The organism is Pseudomonas sp. FBCC-B545, from assembly GCF_059134095.1.
Window position 1 is genome coordinate 2,319,034 of record NZ_CP101441.1, and the last position, 17,015, is coordinate 2,336,048.

17 protein-coding genes and 1 pseudogene are annotated in these 17,015 nt (G+C 61.2%); 6 read left to right on the forward strand and 12 right to left on the reverse strand.

From position 1 onward, the window contains the following. Window positions 1-1,170, reverse strand: a complete 1,170-nt coding sequence (locus NMB39_RS10825) for an efflux RND transporter periplasmic adaptor subunit (protein WP_198720098.1) — start codon at window positions 1,168-1,170, stop codon at window positions 1-3. A gap of 255 nt (window positions 1,171-1,425) precedes the next feature. On the opposite strand from NMB39_RS10825, the gene NMB39_RS10830 reads away from it, so the two are divergent. The 4 genes from NMB39_RS10830 to NMB39_RS10845 all read left to right on the forward strand — a co-directional run bounded on the left by NMB39_RS10830 (window position 1,426) and on the right by NMB39_RS10845 (window position 5,494). Further along, window positions 1,426-1,908, forward strand: a complete 483-nt coding sequence (locus NMB39_RS10830; RefSeq protein WP_057024905.1) for a sigma-70 family RNA polymerase sigma factor — start codon at window positions 1,426-1,428, stop codon at window positions 1,906-1,908. A gap of 121 nt (window positions 1,909-2,029) precedes the next feature. Beyond that, entirely contained in the window at window positions 2,030-3,367 is a 1,338-nt protein-coding gene (locus tag NMB39_RS10835) for a lysine N(6)-hydroxylase/L-ornithine N(5)-oxygenase family protein (RefSeq protein WP_306958313.1), read from the forward strand. A 76-nt stretch (window positions 3,368-3,443) separates the two neighbouring features. Beyond that, the gene (locus tag NMB39_RS10840; protein WP_043048769.1) at window positions 3,444-4,664 is read left to right on the forward strand and encodes a putative DNA modification/repair radical SAM protein; all 1,221 of its coding nucleotides are present in this window, start codon (window positions 3,444-3,446) and stop codon (window positions 4,662-4,664) included. Continuing rightward, window positions 4,661-5,494 carry a TIGR03915 family putative DNA repair protein gene (locus tag NMB39_RS10845; protein WP_124401169.1) on the forward strand — a complete coding sequence of 278 codons (834 nt, stop codon included), beginning with the start codon at window positions 4,661-4,663 and terminating at the stop codon, window positions 5,492-5,494. The genes NMB39_RS10840 and NMB39_RS10845 overlap by 4 nt, the downstream gene beginning before the upstream one ends. A gap of 381 nt (window positions 5,495-5,875) precedes the next feature. Here NMB39_RS10845 and NMB39_RS10850 read toward each other — a convergent pair whose 3' ends face one another. The 8 genes from NMB39_RS10850 to ctlX all read right to left on the reverse strand — a co-directional run bounded on the left by NMB39_RS10850 (window position 5,876) and on the right by ctlX (window position 12,403). Beyond that, window positions 5,876-6,103, reverse strand: a complete 228-nt coding sequence (locus NMB39_RS10850) for a hypothetical protein (RefSeq protein ID WP_494339259.1) — start codon at window positions 6,101-6,103, stop codon at window positions 5,876-5,878. Between the two features lie 388 nt (window positions 6,104-6,491). Continuing rightward, window positions 6,492-6,989 carry an Lrp/AsnC family transcriptional regulator gene (locus tag NMB39_RS10855; protein WP_043048767.1) on the reverse strand — a complete coding sequence of 166 codons (498 nt, stop codon included), beginning with the start codon at window positions 6,987-6,989 and terminating at the stop codon, window positions 6,492-6,494. 4 nt (window positions 6,990-6,993) lie between these two features. Further along, complete coding sequence (locus NMB39_RS10860; protein WP_231989019.1) at window positions 6,994-7,824, reverse strand: ABC transporter ATP-binding protein; 831 nt, start codon at window positions 7,822-7,824, stop codon at window positions 6,994-6,996. Window positions 7,825-7,827: 3 nt separating this feature from the next. Next, window positions 7,828-8,541, reverse strand: coding sequence for an ABC transporter permease (locus tag NMB39_RS10865; protein ID WP_046068753.1), 714 nt, complete (start codon window positions 8,539-8,541; stop codon window positions 7,828-7,830). Beyond that, a complete protein-coding gene (locus tag NMB39_RS10870; protein ID WP_046068752.1) occupies window positions 8,538-9,239 on the reverse strand; it encodes an ABC transporter permease in 702 nt (233 codons plus the stop codon). Before NMB39_RS10870 ends, NMB39_RS10865 begins: the two co-directional genes overlap by 4 nt. A gap of 173 nt (window positions 9,240-9,412) precedes the next feature. Then, window positions 9,413-10,192 (reverse strand): ABC transporter substrate-binding protein, encoded by a 780-nt coding sequence (locus NMB39_RS10875; RefSeq protein ID WP_056846633.1) that lies wholly within the window; start codon window positions 10,190-10,192, stop codon window positions 9,413-9,415. Between the two features lie 226 nt (window positions 10,193-10,418). After that, on the reverse strand, window positions 10,419-11,465 hold the full coding sequence (gene ocd / locus NMB39_RS10880; RefSeq protein ID WP_046068750.1) for an ornithine cyclodeaminase: 1,047 nt from the start codon (window positions 11,463-11,465) through the stop codon (window positions 10,419-10,421). 11 nt (window positions 11,466-11,476) lie between these two features. Then, window positions 11,477-12,403, reverse strand: a complete 927-nt coding sequence (ctlX, locus tag NMB39_RS10885) for a citrulline utilization hydrolase CtlX (protein WP_198720774.1) — start codon at window positions 12,401-12,403, stop codon at window positions 11,477-11,479. Between the two features lie 284 nt (window positions 12,404-12,687). On the opposite strand from ctlX, the gene NMB39_RS10890 reads away from it, so the two are divergent. Beyond that, window positions 12,688-13,584 (forward strand): GNAT family acetyltransferase, encoded by an 897-nt coding sequence (locus tag NMB39_RS10890; RefSeq protein WP_082636725.1) that lies wholly within the window; start codon window positions 12,688-12,690, stop codon window positions 13,582-13,584. Between the two features lie 43 nt (window positions 13,585-13,627). On the opposite strand, the gene NMB39_RS10895 is transcribed toward NMB39_RS10890, so the two are convergent. Then, window positions 13,628-13,906, reverse strand: coding sequence for a hypothetical protein (locus NMB39_RS10895; RefSeq protein WP_057025199.1), 279 nt, complete (start codon window positions 13,904-13,906; stop codon window positions 13,628-13,630). Between the two features lie 226 nt (window positions 13,907-14,132). Here NMB39_RS10895 and NMB39_RS10900 point away from each other — a divergent pair. Continuing rightward, window positions 14,133-14,279: pseudogene (locus NMB39_RS10900) on the forward strand (GNAT family acetyltransferase); the annotation flags it as partial. Window positions 14,280-14,407: 128 nt separating this feature from the next. On the opposite strand, the gene NMB39_RS10905 reads toward NMB39_RS10900, so the two are convergent. Next, window positions 14,408-15,427, reverse strand: coding sequence for a branched-chain amino acid aminotransferase (locus NMB39_RS10905; RefSeq protein WP_046068748.1), 1,020 nt, complete (start codon window positions 15,425-15,427; stop codon window positions 14,408-14,410). 205 nt (window positions 15,428-15,632) lie between these two features. Continuing rightward, on the reverse strand, window positions 15,633-17,012 hold the full coding sequence (lpdA, locus tag NMB39_RS10910) for a dihydrolipoyl dehydrogenase (RefSeq protein WP_494339258.1): 1,380 nt from the start codon (window positions 17,010-17,012) through the stop codon (window positions 15,633-15,635). Window positions 17,013-17,015: the final 3 nt, after the last annotated feature.

Below are 17,015 nucleotides of genomic sequence, written 5' to 3' on the forward strand. Positions count from 1 at the left end.
TCAACCCCCACTGCTGTCGGACGGGCCGATCAACAGGTGATCGCCCTCATTGAGACCCTCGAGCACCTCGATGCGCAGGCGGTCGCTGATACCCAGGCGCACTTTGCGCTCTTCGATGGCGCCGTTTTGCGCCACGACCCGGGCGATCTGTGTGTCTGCGCCGGGCGTGCCCTGCAGGGCGGCGACGGGCACGGTCAGGGTGTCCTTGACTTGGCCTGAGACGAAAAATACCTGGGTGGTCATTTCCGCCATCAGCGCGTTGTCGGCGTTGTCCACGTCCAGCAGCACGGTGTAGAGCACCACTCGGCCGGTCCCGCTCTTGCTGGAGCTGCTCGGGCTGCCGCTGCCCTGGGTTTCGTTCAGGGGCTTGGGCGGGATCGGCAGGATCTGGCGCACGGTACTGGCCCAGCGTCGGCTGCCGCCGCTCAACGTGGTGAAATACGCACGCATGCCGGGTTTGACGTGGCCGATGTCGGCTTCGGAAACTTCGGCCCATACGGTCATCGGCGACAGCTTGGCGATGCGCAGGATCAGCGGGGTTTGTTGTTGTGCGTTGAGGGTCTGGCCGACCCGCGCATCCACGGCTACCACGGTGCCGGTCATCGGTGCATAGATGCGCGTGTAGCCCAGCTCGGCTTCATCGCTGCGCAGGCTGGCCCGGGCCTGGCGGATCTGGGCCTGGAACATGTCGACCCGGGCCTGGGTCGCGCTGAGTTCGGCCTGGGCGGTCTGCACGTCTTCTTCGCGGGTGGCATTGCCGGCGCTCAGGCGCTGCTGGCGCTGATACTTCTGGCGGGCCAGCGCGTGCTGGGCTTTTTGCTCCTGCAATTGGGCCTCGAGGTTTTCGATGGCGTAGCGGCTGGCATCGAGCTTGGCTTGTTGCGTCGAGGGGTCGATCTCCACCAGCAACTGGCCTTCCTTCACCTGGTCACCGGCCTCGACATGGATCTTGCGGATCTGCCCGGAGGCCTGGGCGCCGACGTCCACATACCGTCGCGGTTGCAGGGTGCCCAGGGCGGTGACGCTGTTTTCGATGTCGCCGCGGGTCACGGTGACGGTCGCCAGGGCGTCGCGGCCCGGCGCCAGGCCCTGCCAGGTGGCGAACGCAACAATGGGAATCAGGCACGCTACTGCTAGCAGGGCGCGTCGGGCAGGTCGAGGGCGTTTCATGGGTAGGTTCCAGCCAGGAAAGATCGGGGCGCAGTTGCGCAGAGCTGACAGTTAAACGAGAAAAAGCCCCAAGGATTTAGGCTGTTACACACGCAGAAACAGGTCTGCGGAGAAAAAAAACCTACGTTGATGCAAGACTTCTTTAAAAGTAGATGAGAATTACTATAAATTGCACACACTCAAACTGCCATCATCGATGGCCTCGTTCCTGCTCGGGCGGGCATCGTCAGCACCACGGCCATGGGGCCAGGAGTCATGTTGGAAAACTACTATCGCGAGCTGGTGTGTTTCCTCAACGCCAAGCTGGGCAACCGTCAGGTGGCCGAAGATGTGGTGCATGACGCTTATGTGCGGGTGCTGGAGCGCGCCAGCGATACGCCGATCGAGCAGCCCCGTGCGTTTCTTTACCGCACGGCCTTGAACCTGGTGATTGACGGCCACCGACGCAATGCCTTGCGTCAGACCGAACCCCTTGAGGTGCTGGACAGCGAAGAGCGTTTCGCCCCTTGTTCACCCCACACCAGCCACGACCAGCGCCAACGCCTGGAGATGCTCGAGCGCGCCCTGGCCGAGTTGCCGGCCGCCTGTCGCGACAGCTTCCTGCTGCGCAAACTCGAAGGCCTGTCCCACCTGCAGATCGCCGCGCGCCTGGGCATTTCCCGCAGCCTGGTGGAAAAACACATCGTCAACGCGATGAAGCATTGCCGAGTGCGCATGCGCGAGTGGGAAGCGCACTGATCAGCTGTTGGTTAAATTTTATTTCACTGTCCTCGTTTCCTATCAACACACGGCCGGTTGTTCAGGCCATGAAAGGTATTCCCGCCCCCACCGCCAAGGGGCTTATCCAGAGGACACTGGAATGACACAGGCAATTGCTTCGCCCGCGGTTCATGACTTGATCGGGATCGGCTTCGGCCCCTCGAACCTGGCGCTGGCCATCGCCCTGCAGGAACGTGAAAAGGCCCAGGGCAAGCTGGACGTGCTGTTTCTCGACAAGCAAGCCGACTACCGCTGGCACGGCAACACCCTGGTGACCCAGAGTGAACTGCAGATTTCCTTCCTCAAGGACCTGGTGACCCTGCGCAACCCCACCAGCCCATATTCCTTCGTCAATTACCTCAAGGCCCATGACCGCCTGGTGGACTTCATCAACATGGGCACCTTCTACCCCTGCCGCATGGAGTACAACGACTACCTGCGCTGGGTCGCGGGGCAGTTTCAGGCCCAGGCGAGCTACGGTGAGGAAGTGCTGGCCATCGAGCCGATCCTGCACCAGCAGCAGGTCGAGGCGTTGCGGGTGATCTCCCGTGATGCCCAGGGTGAGCAGCATGTGCGCACCACTCGCTCGGTGGTCGTCAGCGCCGGTGGCACGCCGCGTATTCCCGAGGCGTTCCAGGCGCTCAAGGGTGACAGCCGGGTGTTCCACCACTCCCACTACCTGGAGCGCATGGCCAGCCAGCCCTGCGTGAGCGGCAAGGCCATGCGCATTGCGGTGATCGGCGGCGGCCAGAGCGCGGCTGAAGCGTTTATTGACCTCAATGACAGCTTCCCGTCGGTGCAGGTCGATATGATCCTGCGCGGCTCGGCCCTCAAGCCGGCCGATGACAGCCCGTTCGTCAACGAAGTGTTCTCGCCGGCCTTCACCGACCTGGTGTTTCAGCAAGTCGGTGCTGAGCGCGAGCGCCTGGTCGCCGAGTACCGCAACACCAACTATTCGGTGGTGGACCTGGACCTGATCGAGCGCATCTACGGCATTTTCTATCGCCAGAAAGTCTCCGGCATCGCGCGCCAGGCGTTCCGCACCATGACCGTGGTGGAGAAAGCCACCGCCGGCCCGCTGGGTATCGAACTGGTGCTGCGCAACAACGCCACTGGCGAAACCAGCCTCAACCATTACGACGCAGTGATCCTGGCCACCGGCTACGAGCGCCAGATGCACCGCGAACTGTTGGCGCCGCTGCAGGCCTATATGGGCGATTTCGAAGTGGCCCGCGACTACCGCATCGTCACCGACGAGCGCTGCAAGGCCGGCATCTACATCCAGGGCTTCAGCCAGGCCAGCCATGGCTTGAGCGATACCTTGCTGTCGGTGCTGCCGATTCGCGCCGATGAGATTGCGGCGTCGTTGTATGAGAACGATCGAAATCGTGACAAGGGCCGTTCGGTGCAGGACCTGCTGCTGGCCACCGCCAGCTGAGCCGTTCCTACAGACGGCACTTGTGACAAGGTGTGGCTATTGGTACTGTACAAAAAACCAGTATCGGTAGCCCGCCATGCAGTTGATCGAAAAACTCAGCATCCTCGCTGACGCCGCCAAGTACGACGCATCCTGCGCCAGCAGTGGCGCGCCCAAGCGCAGTTCCGAGGGCAAGGCGGGGCTGGGGTCCACCGATGGCATGGGCATTTGCCACAGCTACACACCTGACGGGCGCTGCGTGTCGTTGCTCAAGGTGTTGCTCACCAACTTCTGCCTGTACGACTGCCAATACTGCGTCAATCGCCGTTCCAGCGACGTGCCCCGTGCGCGTTTCAGCCCGGAAGAGGTGGTGACCCTGACCCTGGATTTCTACAAGCGCAACTGCGTCAGCGGGCTGTTCCTCAGTTCCGGCATCATCCGTTCGGCCGACTACACCATGGAACAACTGGTGCGGGTGGCCAAGCTGCTGCGCGAAGAGCATGACTTTCGTGGCTATATCCACCTCAAGACCATCCCCGAGGCCGACCCGGCGCTGATCGCCGAGGCGGGGCGCTATGCCGACCGTCTCAGCGTCAATATCGAATTGCCCACCGACGCCAGCCTGCAAACCCTGGCGCCGGAGAAACAGATCGTCTCGATCAAGCAGGCCATGCAGACCATTTATACCGGCGAGCAGACGGTGCTGAACGAACCCCGTGCCCCGCGTTTCGCCCCGGCCGGGCAGAGCACGCAGATGATCGTTGGCGCCGACGACACCGATGACAGCACCATCCTCCACGGTGCCGAGGCGTTGTATGGCAATTTCAAGCTGCGCCGCGTGTATTACTCGGCGTTCAGCCCCATCCCCAACAGCCCGAAAAGCGTACCCCTGGCCGCGCCGCCGCTGATGCGCGAACACCGCTTGTACCAGGCCGATTTCCTCCTGCGCAGCTATGGTTTCAGCGCCAACGAACTGTTTACAGGCCCCGGCCACCTGGCCCTGGATATCGACCCCAAGCTGGCCTGGGCCCTTGAGCACCGCGAGGTGTTCCCGCTGGACCTGAACCGCGCCGAGCCGACCCTGATTGCGCGTATTCCCGGCATCGGCCTGCGCACCACCCAGCGCCTGGTGGACCTGCGCCGCGAACGCAAGATCCGCTTCGAAGACCTTGCACGCATGCGCTGCGTGCTGGCCAAGGCCAAGCCTTTTTTCATCACCAGCGACTACCACCCGCAACAGGCCGACAGCACCAGCGTGTTGTTGCGCGAGCAATTGCGCGACCGCCCGCAGCCACAACAGATGGGGTTGTGGGGATGATCAGCCTGGAATGCGACAACCTGTTCAGCACCTGGCGCGAACAGGCGCGCTGGCTGCTCAGCCATCAGGTCGACCCGAGCCAGGTGAGTTGGGGCCAGACGCAGGCGGCGGACCTGTTCGCCACCGATGAGCCGATCCCGCCAGGGCTGGGGCCGTTCCAGGCACGGATCCCCAAGGCGCTGTTGGAATTGCTGGAGTCGGCCGCCTGTTACCACGGCGATCAGCGTTGGAGTTTGTTGTACGAGGTGCTGTGGCGGGTCAGCCATGGTGATCGCACCGCGATGTTGGCGGGGGACAAGCTGGGCAGCGAGTTGCAGCGGCGCATCAAGCAGGTCAGCCGTGAAGCCCATCACCTGCATGCGTTTGTACGCTTTATTGCCCTGCCGGCCGAGGCGGGGCCGGAACTGCCGGAGTACGTGGCCTGGCATGAGCCGGCCCACGACATTCTCAAAAGCGCCAGCCAGCACTTTGTCGGGCGCATGGGCCGCCATCGCTGGATGATCGCGACGCCCCTGGACGGGGTGTATTACGACGGCGAGCAGTTGATTCATCAACGCCGGTGCCCCGAGGCCTGGCAGCAACTGGCGCAGAATGTCGAGGACCCCCACAGCGCGATGTGGCTGACCTACTACAGCCACATCTTCAACCCGGCGCGGTTGAACCCCAAGGTGATGGAGGGGCACCTGCCGAGTCGATTCTGGAAGAATCTGCCGGAGGGCAAGTTGATACCGGGGTTGATCAGCGAGGCGCGGACGGGCAAGCAGAAGGATGGGCAAGCGAAGCTGGTGGGTACTAAACCCGGCAAGCGTATTGCAAGCGGGCACGGTTGAAAAAAATGTGGGAGCCTCCACCACATCTTCGATGTGACGCTGTCGCGCAGCAAACTAGGGAGCTTGCTCCCGTGGCGGCCTGACAGCCGACCGGGATGTTGGATCAGACCGAGTACATATCCGTTATTTAGGTTACGGCCACTATTGGTTCCGCTTTTACAGCGGGTCACTTTTGAAAAGAGTCCAAAAGTAACCAAAAGGCTCTTGCCCCACCACTCGGCACCTCGCCCAGGCTCGGTGTGCCCGTAATCCGACATTGATTTGGGGGGCCGCCGCCACGCGCCATCCATGGCGCGGGGCGGCTAAACCGGCATCCCTGCCGGTTTACCCCCCAAATCCCTGTCGAATTCCGGCCAGCGTGGTTTAACGGGGCGCCTAAGATCAAAAACACAGCGAGGCGGCCTTATAGCCGACCTGATCGTTGAAGCTTGCGCGTACCCCTGTGGGAGCGGGCTTGCCCGCGAAGGTGGTTAACGATGACGCGGGAAACCAGAAAGAACTCGCGTTCTCAGGTTTTTCGCGAGCAAGCTCGCTCCTACAGAAAAGCAGAAGCACCGCCAGCGTATCTGCGATGCGCAGCGAGTCGCCTTTGATCTTGATCTCTGGCACACCGAGTCTAGGCGAGGTGCCGAGTGGTGGGGCGAGAGCCTTTGGTTACTTTTGGGCTCTTTTCAAAAGTGAGCCGCCGTAAGGGCGGAACCTATAGTGGCCGTTACCTAAGCAACGGATATGTACTCGCCCCAACAACCCAACAACCCGGTCACATCGTCGACGTGGCGCCGTCGCGCAGCAACCTGGGCCGCCACCAAAATATCCGGCGTTAAGACTAAATTTTAACTCTTTAAAATCAGTAGCTTACTTGTTGTTTGAGGGGGCTTGCTCCCGATAGCGGTGGGTCAGTGAAAGATGAGCTGACTGACACACTGCTATCGGGAGCAAGTCGAATCGTCGCACCGCCCCTCCCACATTGGATCTTCATTGGCTTGGGGAAGAGGGATCAGGCCAGTTCGGTAGCAGTGTTCTTGACCACCGCCAACTCCGGATGCGCCACCAACTTATCAATGTGCAACTCATCATTATTCAACCAGGTCTCGGTCAGCACCCGGTAATGCTCCATGTCCCGGCAGCGCATGCGCAGGCTGTAGTCGAACGGCCCGCTGATCAGCTGGCATTCGAACACCTGCGGGCAGGCCTTCACACAGGCTTCGAAGGCCTTTTGTGCCGAACGCCCGCTCTGGTTGGACAAGGCCACCAGCACCAGCAGCGACAGCCCCGGTGAGACCATTTGCACGTCGATGATCGCCCCATACCCACGGATCACCCCGCGTCGCTCCAGCTTGCGCACCCGCTCCAGGCAGGGCCTGGGGGTGAGGTGCACCAGCGATGAGAGCCTTTCGTAGGTGATACGCCCCTGGTGCCGCAGCACGTCGATGATCGCTTCGTCGATGCGATCCAGCGCAGGGGAAGAATGGGGTCCGTTGGCCTTGGTATCCATGGGTTCACTTCAAACGGTTGGAAAGAAATTGCTGCAAGCGTTCGCTGTTGGGATGGTCGAGGATCTCGGCGCCGCCGTGTTCCTCGACCCGGCCCTGATGCAAGAACAGCACTTGGCTGGACACCTGGCGGGCAAAGCCCATTTCGTGGGTGACCATCAGCATGGTACGACCTTCCTCGGCCAACGTCTGTATGACTTTGAGGACTTCTCCTACAAGTTCTGGGTCGAGGGCAGAAGTCGGTTCATCGAACAGGATAATCTCCGGCTCCATTGCCAGCGCCCGGGCAATCGCCACGCGCTGCTGCTGGCCACCGGACAGGAACGCCGGGTACTGGTCCGCCACCCGGCTTGGCAGGCCAACCTTGTCCAAGTACAGGCGTGCGCGTTTTTCCGCTTCGGCGGCGCTCACGTCCAGCACCCGGCGCGGGGCCATGGTGATGTTTTCCAGCACGGTCATGTGGCTCCACAGGTTGAAGTGCTGGAACACCATGGCCAGGCGCGTGCGCAGGTTTTGCAGTTGCGCCTGATGCGGTGCGCGGCTGCCGGCGCGGCCTTGCTGCATCTGGATGCTGATTCCATCCAGGGTGATAACCCCGGCGTCGGGTTGTTCGAGAAAATTGATACAACGCAACATGGTGCTCTTGCCCGAACCGCTGGCGCCGATCAGGCTGATCACATCGCCCTGGCGCGCATTGAGGGACACGCCCTTGAGCACTTCATGGTCGCCGTAGCGTTTATGGATGCCTTCGACTTGCAGCTTGATCGCGGCAGTTGCAGCGTTGGTCACGGGTACATCCACCGGATAAGCGGCCAGGGCCTGCGCGGACTGATTCATGGGTTAGCCTCGGGTAGGAACAAGAAAACGCATCCAGCGACGTTCGGCCAGTCGAAACAGGCCCACCAGTGCAAAGGACAGCAGCATGTAGAGCAGGGCGGCGATGCCGAAGGCCTGGAAGGTCAGGAATGTCTCGGCATTTGCGTCACGGGCGACCTTGAGGATGTCGGCAACCGTGGCGGTGAACGCCAGCGAGGTGGCGTGCAGCATCAGGATCATTTCATTGCTGTAGGCCGGCAGCGCGCGGCGCAAGGCGGCGGGCACCACCACATACAGGTTCAGCCGCCAGCCGTGCAGGCCATAGGCGCGTGCCGCTTCGATTTCGCCGTGGGGAATATTGCGGATCGCCCCGGCGAAGATTTCCACGGTGTAGGCGCAGGTGTTGAGCACAAACGCCAACAGGGTGCAGTTCAGCGCATTGCGGAAAAACTGGTTGAGCAGGGCGTTGTCCTGCACCACCTCCAGGCTGTACAGCCCGGTGTAGCAAATCAGCAATTGGATATACAGCGGTGTGCCACGGAACAGGTAGGTGTAGACCTCCACCGGCCAGCGCAGCCAAAAGTGCTGCGAAACCCGCGCCAGCGCCAGGGGGATCGACAGGCAAAAGCCGAGCACCACCGAGATGATGAACAGCCACAAGGTCATGGCCACGCCGGACAACCCCGTACCATCGCTGAACAGATAGGCCAGGCCGTATTGCTGGAACAGTTCGATCATCGCGCCATCCCCTTGATGCCCAGGTTGTAGCGCCGTTCGAGGCGCTTGAAGATGCGGTTGGAGAGGGTGGTGATCACCAGGTACACCAGCCCCGCAAGGATCAGGAAGTACAGCGGCTCGCTGGTGGACTTGCCGGCGTTCTGCGCGGCCTTGACCAAGTCTGACAGGCCGATGATCGACACCAGCGCCGTGGACTTGAGCAGCACCAGCCAGTTATTGCCAAGGCCCGGCAGGGCAAAGCGCATCAGTTGCGGGAACAGCACCAGGTGAAAGCGCTGCCAGCGGCTCAAGCCATAGGCGGTAGCGGCTTCCAATTGGCCTACCGGCACGCTGAGGATCGCGCCCCGGAAGTTCTCGGTGAAATACGCTCCATAGATAAACCCCAGGGTGACCACCCCGGCGGTAAACGGGTCGATTTCGAAATACTCCCAGCCGAACACTTCGGTCAGGTCATTGAGCCACAGTTGCAGGCTGTAGAAGATCAGCAGGATCAGCACCAGGTCCGGCACGCTGCGGATCAGCGTGGTGTACAGCGTGGCCGGTACGCGCAGCCATTTGGCGCTGGAAAGCTTGGCGCCGGCGGCGACCAGGCCCAAGGTGAGGCTCAGGGCCAGGGCCAGGAAGGCCAGCTTGAGCGTCATCCAGGCACCTTGGGCCAGCATCGGGCCGTAGCCTTGCAGGTTGAAGAGTTCGTTCATGGGGAAGATCTCTAAAAGGCACACACTCAATCTCTGTGGGAACCGACTTGTGTGGGAGGGGGCTTGCTCCCGATAGCGGTGGTTCAGTCAATATTTTCAATGACTGACACACTGCTATCGGGAGCAAGCCCCCTCCCACACAAGCGTGTTCCACAGGGCAGGCGATGGCTTAGTTATTCGTTGTAGATGTCTTGATCGCCGAAGTATTTCTTCTGGATCTTGGCGTAGGTGCCATCGGCCTGGACGGCGGCGATGCCCTTGTTGATCAGCTCACGCAGTGCCTGGTCGTTCTTGCGCAGGCCCATGGCGATGTCCAGGGGCAAGGTCGGGTCCTTGAAGGCCGGGCCGGTCTTGAAGTCGGCGCCTTCGGGCTTGGACAGGAAGTTGAGCTGGGCTTCGAGCTTGTCGGTCAAGGTAGCGTCGAGGCGACCGTTCTGCAGGTCGGCGTAGTTCTGCTCCTGGGATTGGTACGCCTTGATCTGCGCGCCAAGCTTGGCCAGGTGTGCCCGCGCGTAGGCTTCCTGCAGCGAGCCTTGCAATACGCCGACTTGCTTGCCATTGAGCGATTCGGGCGTGTCGCCGAAATCCGCGCCTTTGCGAGTGATCACCGACGTCGGACTGAGGAACAGCCGATCGGTGAAATCGATGACTTTTTCCCGCGCCGGGGTCACCGCCATGGAGGACATGATCGCATCGAACTTGCGCGCCCGCAGGGCCGGGATCATGCCGTCGAACTCGTTGTGCACCCAGGTGCATTTGACCTCGAGCTTGGCGCAGATGGCGTTGCCCAATTCGATATCGAAGCCTTGCAGGCTGCCGTCGGCGGCTACGGATTCGAAGGGTGGGTATTCGGGGAACACGCCGAAGCGGATTTCTTTCCACTCCTGAGCGTGGGCCGCAGTAGCGCACAGTGGCAACAGCAAAGCAGCGAAAAGTGATCGCAGTGGAGTCATGTGGAGGTCCCTTTATTTTGTAATTGATGTCAGGGCAGTGAATAACTGGGAGCAGAGAATGCTTCATGATGGTGCGTTTTTTGTGTCGTTTACCCGGTGCACAAAGCGCAAATTGCGCTGTTAAAACGAGCAATGCAGCTGAATCGGCTGTGACACCCGCTGAATCGGCTTTTCATCGGTAAAAATCCGGCCTGCCCTTGGCGCAAAGCGGCAGGCCAGAGCGGTCTCAGGCGCGCTTTTTCTGCTGTGCGGCCGGCTGCTGGGCCAGGCGGGCAAACAGGTCTTTCGGGTCGGCCAGGTCGGGTACCAGTTCCAGTTCGCTGCCTACATCGAGGGCCTTGGCCACGTCCAGCACATAGCGCAAGGCCGAATAGTCTTCGATGGCAAAACCCACCGAGTCGAACAGGGTGACTTGGCGCTCATTCTCGCGGCCGGGTTTCTGGCCGTTGATCACCTGCCATAGCTCGGTGACTGGCGAGTCTTCCGGCATGTGCTGGATCTCGCCCTCGATACGGCTTTGCGGTTCGTACTCGACGATCACGCGGGCGCGCTCGACGATGCGTCGGTCCAGCTCGGTCTTGCCTGGGCAATCGCCTCCCACGGCGTTGAGGTGCATGCCGGGCTCGATCATCTCGTCCGTCAGGATGGTGGCGTAGGCCTTGTCGGCGGTGACGGTGGTGACGATATCCGCGCCTTTGACCGCTTCGGCGACGCTGCCGGCCAGGACCACCTTGATCGCCGGAAACGCCTTGAGGTTGGCGGCGAGCTTGGCGGTGGCCTTGGGGTCGATATCGAACAAGCGGATTTCAGTGATGCCGAGCATGGCGTGGAAGGCCAGGGCCTGGAATTCGCTCTGGCAGCCGTTGCCGATCAGCGCCATGCTGCGGCTGTCGGCGCGGGCCAGGTAGCGGGCAACCAGGGCCGAGGTGGCGGCGGTGCGGATCGCGGTGGTCAGGGTCATTTCCGCCAGCAGCACCGGTTTGCCGGTGTCCACATCGCCCAGGGCGCCGAAAGCCATCACCGTGAGCATGCCGGCCAGGGTGTTTTTCGGATGGCCGTTGACGTATTTGAAGGCGTATAGCGAAGCGTCGGACACCGGCATCAGCTCGATCACACCATCTGGTGAATGGTTGGCCAGGCGCGCGCATTTCTCGAAATCCTGCCAGCGCAGGTAGTCGGCGCGGATATAGTCGGCCATCTCGGTGATGCAGGTTTGCAGGCCTTTCTGCGAGACCAGGTAGCTGAGGTCGTTGACGTCGATGTAACGGGTCATGGCAAGACTCCTTATTGAAATGAGGGACGTGCTGGCAGATGCACTTCGGCCAGCATGCAGCGGGCACTGCCGCCGCCGATGCGTTCGATGTTGTCGATATTCACCACCACCGGCCGCGTGTGGCGCTCCACATGCTGGCGCTGGGCAGGTTGCAGCGCGCCCCAGGCGCTGGCGGACATCACCAGCAGCGGCTGACCGTCACGGTCGTGGACTTCGAGCATGTTGCCGGCGAAGGCTTCCAACTGGTCGAAGTCGAGGGCGAGGATGTCTTTGCCGGTGTCGCGCAGGGAGCGCTCCAACGTCAGGCGCTCGCCCTCATCAGGCAGCGCCTGCAGGCACACCACCGCGAGGTCGCGGCCGACGCTCATCATTACGTTGCTGTGGTAGATCGGCGCGTGGTGGCGGTCGAGGGCGTGGAACACGCAGAGCTGGTAGTCGAGGCGTTCGGCGAACTGGCGCAGGGCGGCGTGGTGGGTGCGCCCGGAGTGGCAGGCGTAGCTGATGCGGTGCTGGCGGTCGAGCACCATGCTGCCGGTGCCTTCGAGGAAGATGTTCTGTTGTTCAAGGTGACTCAGGTCGATGGTGTCTTTTATCGCAAAGCGTTGCTCCAGTACCTGCAGTACGCCTTTGTTGCGCTCCAGGCGGCGGTTCTGGCCCTCCATGGGGTAGAGCACCAGGCTGCCGTCGGCGTGGCTGCTCCACCAGTTGTTGGGGAAGATCGAGTCCGGAGTGTGGGGCGCCGGGGTGTCCTGCACCACCAGTACTTCCACGCCGTGATTGCGCAGGGTGTCGACATAGCCGTCGAACTCTTCCAGCGCTTTGTGCTGTGCACTGAGTGGGTCCAGCGGCGGGCGTTGAAAACGGTTGTTGATCGCGGTGTCCGGGTTGAAGGCAAAGCGCGCCGGGCGGATCATCAGGACGGTGTTGGTGGTTTGCATGGGGGCACGGGTCCATGGGGTGATCTTGTAGCGCTATTTTGTGCGTTGTCGGGGAAGTATCTCGGCTGAAACAGCAGGGCGGCCCAGCCGGGAAAGCTGAAAAGGGCAGTGATGCAGCCGAATCGGCTGCCAGATTGAAATGCGATCAACCTGTGGGAGCTGGCTTGCCTGCGATAGCGGTGTGTCAGCCCCATTAATCTGGCTGATACACCGCTATCGCAGGCAAGCCAGCTCCCACATTGGTATTGTGGTGATTGTTATCGTTGTGTCCGCCAGGAGGAATTATGTCTACCGCCGTTCGCCTCGCCCAGCCAGCCGATGCCGAGGGCATCAGCCAGGTCATCCTGGCCGCCTTGCACAGCAGTAATGCGCGGGATTATCCGGCGGATGTGATTGCGCGAGTCGCCAGCAATTTTTCCCCTGAGGCTGTGCTGGAATTGCTCAAGCGCCGTGTCGTGCTGGTGGCCACCCAGGACCAGGTGATCGTTGCCACCGCTGCCCTTGACGCCAACGTAGTGCGTTCGGTGTTCGTCAATCCGGCGCTGCAAGGGCAGGGCATTGGCCGGTTGTTGATGATCGAGATCGAATTGCGTGCCCGGGAGGCGGGCGTAACGGTATTGAGCGTGCCATCCTCGCTGACTGCGGAATCCTTCTACACCAGGCTGGGTTTTCATACCGTGCGCGATGTCTACCATGGCAACGAGCGCACGCTGGTGATGGAAAAGGCGCTGTCATCCCGGCACCCCATCGGCCTGTACCGTGACCGTCAGCACCGTGCGCAGGTGGTTGCGCTGTGGGAAGAGGCCTTTGCTTACGACACTGCGCATAACTTGCCGAGCCTGGCGATTGACAAGAAGCTGGCGGTCAACGATGGGTTGTTCTTCGTCGCCACCGACAAGAAAGCCGTGATCGGCACGATACTCGCCGGTTATGACGGTCACCGTGGCTGGCTGTACTCCGTGGCTGTGCATGCCGACTATCGTCGCCATGGTTTGGGATCGTCGCTGGTGCGCCATGCCGAGCAGGCGTTGACGGCGTTGGGTTGCATGAAGATCAACCTGCAGATCACCGGCGGCAATGACGTGGTGGTGGGGTTTTATGAGGCGCTGGGGTATGGGGTGGAGCCGAGGATCAGTATGGGTAAGAGGATCGTTGAGTGTATTCCAGGACAGAGTAGATGACCGACAGCAATCTGATCATCCGTCTAGCCTTTAAGGCTTACGCTTATTTTTTCCGCTTCGCGGTATAGCCTTTCATTGCCGCAAAAGCATTCGCCAAGTTCAGAAACAGGATCTTGTCGTCAATATCCCCTTCGACATCGCCGTCACCGTCGGCATCCCCCGGGTTTGAGGAACGGTCATAAAAACCATTTTTTTCGCTGGAACTGGCATACACCAGAAGAGGGTCGGGATCGTTGGGGGCATTCAATACTTCCATCAATATTTCTTTGCTTGCGTCACCTTCGAAGTCATCTGTCGTGAGGTGAATGATAAATTTGCCCATGAGGTGTCTCCTTGAGGTTTGGTGAGAATCCAGCCTCTGCATTTATAATCTCGATCCCTGCGCATCTCTACTGTCAAACTTGACAGGGTGGATGCATTTACAGTTGATCGTTCCCACGCTCTGCGTGGGAATGCCGCCAGGGACGCTCCGCGTCCCGCCGGACAACTTAAATGTCGGTAGATGACGCGGAGCGTGGGAACGATCAGCATGGCGCGACGCATAACCTGCCGAGCAGGCGGTGACGGCGCTGGGCTGCATGAAGATCAACCTGCAGATCACTGGCGGCAATGACGTAGTTGTGGGGTTCTACGACGCGTTGGGGTATGGGGTGGAGCTGGGCAAGAAGATTGTCGGGAATATCCCTCAATCCTGAAAATACTGGAGATCCAATGTGGGAGGGGGCTTGCTCCCGATAGTGGAGTGTCAGTCGATGAAAATGTTGACTGACCTGCCGCCATCGGGAGCAAGCCCCCTCCCACAGGGTATTGCGGTGTCGCTGGCTTATACCTTGACGATCCAACCCGCCGGCGCTTCAACATCACCGGTCTGCACACCCGTCAGCTCCTTATAGAGCTTCTGGGTGATCGGGCCGACTTCGGTCTCGCTGTGGAACACGTGCAGCTTGCCGTTGTACTGGATGCCGCCGATCGGCGAAATCACTGCCGCGGTACCGCAGGCGCCGGCTTCCTTGAACTGGTCCAGCTTGTCGATGAACACTTCGCCCTCGACCACTTCCAGGCCCAGGCGGGTCTGGGCCAGTTCGATCAGCGACAGGCGGGTGATGCCTGGCAGTACCGAAGGCGACTTCGGTGTGATGAACTGGTTGTCGTGGGTGATCCCGAAGAAGTTGGCCGAACCGACTTCTTCGATTTTCGAGTGGGTCATCGGGTCCAGGTAGATCGCGTCAGCGAAGCCGGATTTCTTCGCTTCCGAGCCCGGCATCAGGCTGGCGGCGTAGTTGCCACCGACCTTGGCGGCGCCGGTGCCTTGCGGCGCGGCGCGGTCGTAGCCGGAGATCTGGAAGTTGTGCGGCACCAGGCCGCCCTTGAAGTAGGCACCGACCGGGATGCAGAACACCGAGAAGATGAACTCCGGCGCAGTGCGCACGCCGATGTTGTCACCGGTACCGATCACGAACGGACGCAGGTACAGCGCGCCGCCGCTGCCGTACGGCGGGATGAAGCGCTCGTTGGCCTTGACCACTTGTCTACAGGCGTCGATGAAGGCTTCGGTCGGTACTTGCGGCATCAGCAGGCGGCCGCAGCTGCGCTGCATGCGCGCAGCGTTCTGGTCCGGGCGGAACAGGTTGATCGAACCGTCCTTGCAACGATAGGCCTTCAAGCCCTCGAAGCACTGCTGCCCATAGTGCAGGGCGGTGGAGCCCTCGCTGATGTGCAGCACGTTGTCGTCGGTCAGGGTGCCTTCCTGCCATTCGCCGTTTTTCCAGACCTGGAGAAACCGCTTGTCGGTCTTGATGTAGTCAAAACCCAGCTTGTCCCAATTGATGCTTTCGTTACCCATGACACCCTCTATCTCTGGTCAAGTCGGATTTTTTTCTGGATGGGAGCAACAATACTGCATTCTTGGCTTGTGTGGGAGCCACTGAGTGGACGCCTTCAGCCTCTGTATTGACCGATCCACCGCTATCGGGGGCAAGCCCCCTCCCACATTTGGAATGCATTTCCCTGTGGGAGGTGGGCTTGCCCCCGATGGCCACGCCACGGTTTTACATATGCAACGCATGCCCCAATGCCCGCAACGCCGCTTCCTGTACCGCTTCACCCAGGGTCGGGTGGGCATGAATGGTGCCGGCCACATCCTCCAGGCGCGCGCCCATTTCCAGGCTCAGGCCAAAAGCGGCGGACAGCTCGGAGACCCCGGCACCCACGGCTTGCCAACCGACAATCAGGTGATTGTCACGTCGCGCCACCACCCGCACGAAGCCGGCTTTGGACTCCAGGGTCATGGCCCGGCCATTGGCGGCGAACGGGAAGCTCGACACGATGCAGTCCAGGCCGGCGGCCTTGGCGTCGTCCGGGGTCTTGCCGACTACCACCAGCTCCGGGTCGGTAAAGCACACCGCCGGAATCGCAGCCGGGTTGAATTCGCGGGCTTTACCGCTGATCAGCTCGGCAACCATCTCACCCTGGGCCATGGCCCGGTGCGCCAGCATCGGTTCGCCGCTGAGGTCGCCGATGGCGTACACATTGCGCATGCTGGTCTGGCAGCGGCTGTCGATCTTGATCGCTGCGCCGTTCATGTCCAGGTTCAGCGCTTCGAGATTCCAGCCCTGGGTGTTGGGCTTGCGGCCCACGGCCACCAGCACCTGGTCGGTGTCCAGCGCGAGAGAGTCGCCGTCGGGCGTGCGCACTTGCAGTTTGTTGTCGGCAAAGCCGGTGACACTGTGCCCGAGGTACAGCTTCACCCCGAGTTTCTTCAGGGACTCGGCCACCGGTAAGGTCAGCTCGGCATCGTAGGCGGGCAGGATATGTTCCTGAGCCTCGACCACACTCACTTCGGCACCGAGCTTGCGATAGGCAATGCCCAGTTCCAGGCCGATATAACCGCCGCCCACCACGATCAGGCGCCTGGGCACGCGGGTTGGCGCCAGGGCTTCGGTGGAGGAGATGATCGGCCCGCCAATCGGCAGCATCGGCAGGTTGACGCTTTTCGAACCGGTGGCCAGCAGCAGGTGCTCGCACTGGATGCGCTGGTCGCCCACCTCGACGGTCTTGCCGTCGACCACCTTGGCCCAACCGTGGATCACCTGCACCTTGTGTTTTTTCAGCAGCGCTGCGACGCCGGTGGTCAGGCGGTCGACGATACCGTCTTTCCATTCCACGCTTTTGCGGATGTCCAGGGTCGGCACATCCACTTCGATACCCAGTTGCGAGCCCTGGCTGTGGTGCACGGTTTGCTGGAACTGTTCGGCCACATGAATCAGGGCCTTGGACGGAATGCAGCCGATGTTCAGGCAGGTGCCGCCCAGTGCCTGGCCTTCCACCAGGATGGTGGGGATACCCAATTGACCGGCGCGAATCGCCGCCACATAACCGCCCGGGCCGCCGCCGATAATCAGCAGCGTAGTGTGCAATGTCTGAGTCATGCC